Consider the following 5,187-nt stretch of genomic DNA (forward strand, 5'->3'; position numbering starts at 1 on the left):
CGCGTTTGGCCCGATATCACCCCGGTGCGCAGCCCGGGCTTGCAGATTTTCCTGCGCGACGCGCAGTTCGGCATGGTCGCGCGGCGGATCAGGGGCGAGGGCACCGAGTTCGAAGCGCTTGCCGAATACGAGCCGGGGATGGACCGGCGCCGGATCGACTGGAAAAGCTCCGCCCGCCACGCGCGCCTCTATGCCAAGGAGTTCGAAACCGAGCGCAACAACCAGATCGTGTTTGCCTTCGATTGCGGGCAGACGATGTGCGAGCCAGTCGGCGGACAGGGTGATAGCGGAAATGATGGTAGCGCGGCCCGGATCGACTGCGCGGTGACGGCTGCGCTGACCACCGCGTGGGTGGCGCTGAAGGCGCAGGACCGGGTCGCGCTCTATGGCTTTGCCGCAAGGCCGCAGGTCTTGAGCCCGTTCGTCACCGCGAGCCGCGATTTCCAGCGGCTGCAACGCGCCGCCGCCGCGCTCGATTATACCGCCGAAGAGCCCAATTTCACGCTGGCGCTCGCCTCGCTCGCCGCGCGGCTGGGGCGGCGCTCGCTGGTCGTGGTGTTCTCCGATTTCACCGATCCGACCAGCGCCGAGCTGATGATCGAAAACCTTGCGCGGCTGACCAAGCGGCATCTGGTGATGTTCGTGGTGATGGCCGATGCCGAACTGGGCGGGATTGTCGATGCGCCGGTCACCGATCTGCAAGGGGCGGCGATGGCGGTCACCGCCAGCACCTTGCTGCGCCAGCGCGCGCTGGTGCTGCAACGGCTGCGCCGCTGCGGGATCGAAGTGATCGAAGCGCCGCATGCGCTGATCGGCACCCGGCTGCTCGATGCTTATCTGGCAGTGAAGCGCAAGGGGAGCATCGGATGAGCGCGGACACGCCCGGCTTTGCGGCGGGCCTGACCCAGCGCGTCAGCGGCTGGCTGGGGCGCAGCACCGCGCAGACGGTCGCCGCGACCGAGCAGGCGGCGCTGCGCTCGGACCGGTTCCGGCTTGAGCGTGAGGGCGAATGGCGGCGGCTCGAAGCCATCGTCGTGCGGATCGAGGCCGGCCGCCTGCGCGCGGTTTCGGACGAAGATCTGCTGGCCCTGCCGGTGCTCTATCGCAATCTCGCCTCCAGCCTCTCGGTCGCGCGCGAAACCTCGCTCGACCGCGCCACGCTGGCCTGGCTCGAAGCGCTGGTCCAGCGCGCGTGGTTTATCGTCTATAGCCCGCGCGATGGCTTGCGCAGCTGGCTGGGCCGCTTTCTCGGCGGCGGCTGGAGCGCGGCGGTGCGCGCGCTGGGCGCGGATCTGGGCATCGCGCTCGCCATCATGATCACCGGCACTGTGGTCGGCTGGCTGATGGTGGCGAGCGATCCGGATTGGTACTATGCCATCATGCCGGGCAGCGGCGGCGGCGACGTGCGCGCGCCGGGCGCGAGCCGCGCGGCGCTCTATGGCACCCTGTTCGGCAATCAGGACCAGACCGGGCTCGGCGTGTTTGCTGCTTTCCTGTTCAGCAACAACGCGCAAGTCTCGATCCTCGCCTATGCGCTCGGCTTTGCCTTTGGCGTGCCTTCGATCCTGCTGCTGATCCACAACACGACCGTGCTCGGCGCGCTGCTGTGGCTTTATCACGGCCAAGGACTGACGTGGGAGCTGGTCGGCTGGCTCGCGGTGCACGGCACGACCGAGCTGTTCGCGATCCTGCTCGCAGGCGCATCGGGCATCCATATCGGCCGCGCGATGGCCTTTCCGGGGCAGATGGCGGTGCTCGATGCTGCGGCGGCAGCGGGGCGGCGGACCGCGCTGGTGATGGCCGGCGTGGTGCTGATGCTGATCGTTGCGGGGCTGCTCGAAGGCTTTGCCCGGCAACTGGTCAACGATACCGGCGGGCGGCTGGCCATCGGCGGGTTCATGCTGGCGTTCTGGTGTGCCTATTTCTTTGCCTGGCGGCGCAAAAGTGACTGACGCGGCCGCCCCCGTCCCCGCCCCCGTCCCTGCAGCCGTCCCCGCCAGCGGCTGGCGCGGCGCAGCAATGCGGCGGCGCAGGCCCGCCGTGCCCGGCGCGCCGGTGCTCACCGACGAGGAGCGCCGCGCGCGCACCGTGATCACGCCCGAGGGCGTGCGCCTCTCGATCACGCTGGCCAGCCGGGGCGCGCGCGCCGCCGCGCTGATGATCGATCTGTTCCTGATCGGCTTCACCATGACCGCGACCACGCTGCTGCTGGTGTGGATGGCGGGCGGAATCGGCATCTCGGAGCGAGATCTGCAAGCAGGCACGGCGCGCGCGGGCGCGCTGCAGGCGCTGGTCGTGATCTGGTTCATCGCCATGTTCCTATATCGCAACGCGTGGTTCCTCTCGTTCGAGCTTGGCCCGCGCGGCGCAACGCCGGGCAAGCGCCTCATGGGCATCCGCGTGGCGGCGCGCGGCGGCGGGATAGGCGCAGACGCGGGTGGGGGGCGGCTGACCACCGAAGCCGTGATCGCGCGCAATCTGATGCGCGACATCGAGCTTTACATGCCGCTGGTGTTCATCGGCGGGGCGATCGAGGCGGGCGGCGACACCGAACTGGCGGGATGGTCGGGCGCAGTGTGGTTTGCGGTGTTCGTGCTGTTTCCGTTTCTCAACCGCGACGCTTTGCGCTGCGGCGATGTGATCGCGGGCACCTGGGTCGTCGAAGCGCCGCGCCGTAAGCTGGAGCAAGCGCTCTCGCTGGGCACCGCCGCGCGCGGTGCCAGCGCGGAGACGGGCGCGCAGTACCGCTTTGGCGAGGCGGAACTGGCGGTTTACGGCGAGTATGAATTGCAAGTGCTCGAACGCGTGCTGCGCGACAACCAGCCCGAAGCGATGCGCGAAGTGGCCGAGATGATCTGCGCCAAGATCGGCTGGACCGGCGGAAAAGGCGACGAACGCGCGTTCCTCGAAGCCTACTACACCCAATTGCGCGCCCGGCTCGAGCAAGGCATGCGCTTCGGCCGGCGCAAGGCCAACAAGCACACCCCGGGGAGCGGATGATCGCGGGCTTGGAGATCGCGGAAGACGACCTGACGGGCGAAGACATCCGCGCGCTGATCGCGCTGCACCTCGTCGGCATGCGCGCGACAAGCCCCGCCGACAAAGTCCATGCCCTGCCGCTCGAACGCCTGCGCCAGCCCGGCGTGACCTTCTACGCGGCCCGCGTGCACGGCGAAGTCGCGGCGATGGGCGCAATCAAACACCTCGATGAAACCCACGGTGAACTCAAATCCATGCGCGCCGCCCCGGCATGGCGCGGCAAAGGCGCAGGCGAAGCGATGCTGGTGCATTTGCTGGAGGTGGCGCGGGCGCGAGGCTATACGCGGGTCAGTTTGGAGACAGGGCGCACCGAGGCGTTTGCGGCGGCGGCGACGCTTTACCGCAAGCACGGCTTTACGGAGTGCGAGGCGTTTGCGGATTATGTGGTGGATGATTTCAGCACATGCATGACTTTGGAAATTTGAGTTTGAATTAAACAGAATGCGAGGGCCATCGCCCTCGCGCTCCCAAGAGCTGGCTTGTTACAGTTCAGGTCAGCCCTCTCTGGCAACAGCCGTGCGGGTTGCCCATAATCCCCATCGGCTGCTATCGGAGCACATATGGCGATCCCGGACTACCAATCACTGATGCTGCCGGTTCTTAGAATTGCAGCCGAAGGCGAAACACGAGTGCCGATTGCATCTGACAAGATCGCCGATCAACTCGGCATCTCTGCCGACGAACGAGAAGAAATTAGACCCAACAGCAAGCAGAGACTTTTATATAATCGGATCCACTGGGCAAAATGGTACCTTGTCAAAGCTGGATTGATTGAGACACCTAAGCGCGGTGTGTTCTTTGCGAGTGAGGCAGGGCACAGACTTCTAAATTCGAACCCATCAATCATTGACGTGAATCTTCTTAAAACTTATCCAGCTTTTGCCGATTTTTACAACGCGACATCACCTGGGTTGTCACCAGAGAACATTCCATCGGCTTTCGTGTCATCGGCAACGGCGGTGACGCCCGAAGAACAAATCGACGCAGCCCAGTCGACCATTGAAGCCGCCTTGAAAGCTGACCTTCTATCTCGAATCCTGGATCAAACTCCGGCGTTCTTTGAAAGTCTGATTGTCGATCTGCTCGTTGCGATGGATTACGGCGGCTCTCACGAGAATGCCGCGCTGCGCTTGGGCAAGAGCGGAGACGGCGGGATTGACGGAGTGGTCGATCAGGACCGGCTTGGTCTCGACCGCATTTACGTACAGGCTAAGCGATATGCGGCACATGTGGGTGTGGGCAGGCCTGACATGCAGGGATTTGTCGGAAGCCTCGTGGGGTTCGGCGCTACCAAAGGCGTATTCGTGACAACGTCCAGTTTCAGCGCCCCTGCGCTTGAATTTGCGCGTGGATTGCAGCAGCGGATTATCCTGATTGACGGTAACCGCCTTACAGAACTGATGATCGAATTTGGCTTTGGTGTCAGGGTAAGCCGGGTCGTTGAAGTGAAACGCCTCGACGAGGATTTCTTTGCGGACGAGTGACCGAGGACTGCAAGCTATCGCGGCTGTCGCGATCAAAAGTGCCAAACGCCCGGGAGCGCGAGGGCAATGGCCCTCGCACCTTTTTCTAACATGCTAAACGAAAAAGGCCCCGCTTGCGCGAGGCCCTTCGCATTCAAATAATAGTCCAGACAGCTCAAAGCGAGCCGGTCAGCTCCGGCACCACGTTGAACAGATCGCCGACGAGGCCGATGTCGGCCACCTGGAAGATCGGGGCGTCTTCGTCCTTGTTGATGGCGATGATGGTCTTGCTGTCCTTCATGCCTGCCAGGTGCTGGATCGCGCCCGAGATGCCGACCGCGATGTAGACTTGCGGGGCGACGATCTTGCCGGTCTGGCCAACCTGATAGTCATTGGGCACATAGCCTGCGTCCACTGCGGCGCGGCTGGCGCCGATGCCCGCGCCCAGCTTGTCGGCGAGCGGGGTGATCACCGAGGCGAAGGTTTCCGCATCCTTGAGCGCGCGGCCGCCCGAGACGATGATCTTCGCGCTGGTTAGTTCGGGGCGTTCGCTCTTGGCGATTTCAGAGCCGACGAACGTGCTCAGGCCCGAATCGGCATGGACGCCAACCGCCTCGACCGTAGCCGAACCGCCGGCGGCGCTCGCCTTGGCAAAGGCGGTGCCGCGCACGGTGATCACCAGCTT

6 protein-coding genes are annotated in these 5,187 nt (G+C 64.6%); 5 read left to right on the forward strand and 1 reads right to left on the reverse strand.

The window, feature by feature from the left end; all coding sequences use genetic code 11:
- The 5 genes from Q0O40_RS15250 to Q0O40_RS15270 all read left to right on the forward strand — a co-directional run.
- A partial coding sequence (locus Q0O40_RS15250) for a DUF58 domain-containing protein (protein ID WP_295531802.1) occupies window positions 1-870 on the forward strand: 870 nt, incomplete at its 5' end.
- Window positions 867-1,952, forward strand: coding sequence for a stage II sporulation protein M (locus tag Q0O40_RS15255; protein ID WP_295531805.1), 1,086 nt, complete (start codon window positions 867-869; stop codon window positions 1,950-1,952). The genes Q0O40_RS15250 and Q0O40_RS15255, both read left to right, overlap by 4 nt.
- Window positions 1,953-2,019: 67 nt before the next feature.
- On the forward strand, window positions 2,020-3,000 hold the full coding sequence (locus Q0O40_RS15260) for an RDD family protein (protein ID WP_295531817.1): 981 nt from the start codon (window positions 2,020-2,022) through the stop codon (window positions 2,998-3,000).
- Window positions 2,997-3,464, forward strand: a complete 468-nt coding sequence (locus Q0O40_RS15265; RefSeq protein ID WP_295531808.1) for a GNAT family N-acetyltransferase — start codon at window positions 2,997-2,999, stop codon at window positions 3,462-3,464. Before Q0O40_RS15260 ends, Q0O40_RS15265 begins: the two co-directional genes overlap by 4 nt.
- 135 nt (window positions 3,465-3,599) lie before the next feature.
- A complete protein-coding gene (locus Q0O40_RS15270) occupies window positions 3,600-4,523 on the forward strand; it encodes a restriction endonuclease (protein ID WP_295531811.1) in 924 nt (307 codons plus the stop codon).
- 154 nt (window positions 4,524-4,677) lie between these two features.
- On the opposite strand, the gene Q0O40_RS15275 is transcribed toward Q0O40_RS15270, so the two are convergent.
- Window positions 4,678-5,187, reverse strand: a 510-nt coding sequence (locus Q0O40_RS15275) for an FAD-binding protein (RefSeq protein ID WP_295531814.1), incomplete at its 5' end; no start/stop codon positions are given.

This window comes from Novosphingobium sp. Chol11 (assembly GCF_945870625.1).
Lineage (GTDB): Bacteria > Pseudomonadota > Alphaproteobacteria > Sphingomonadales > Sphingomonadaceae > Novosphingobium.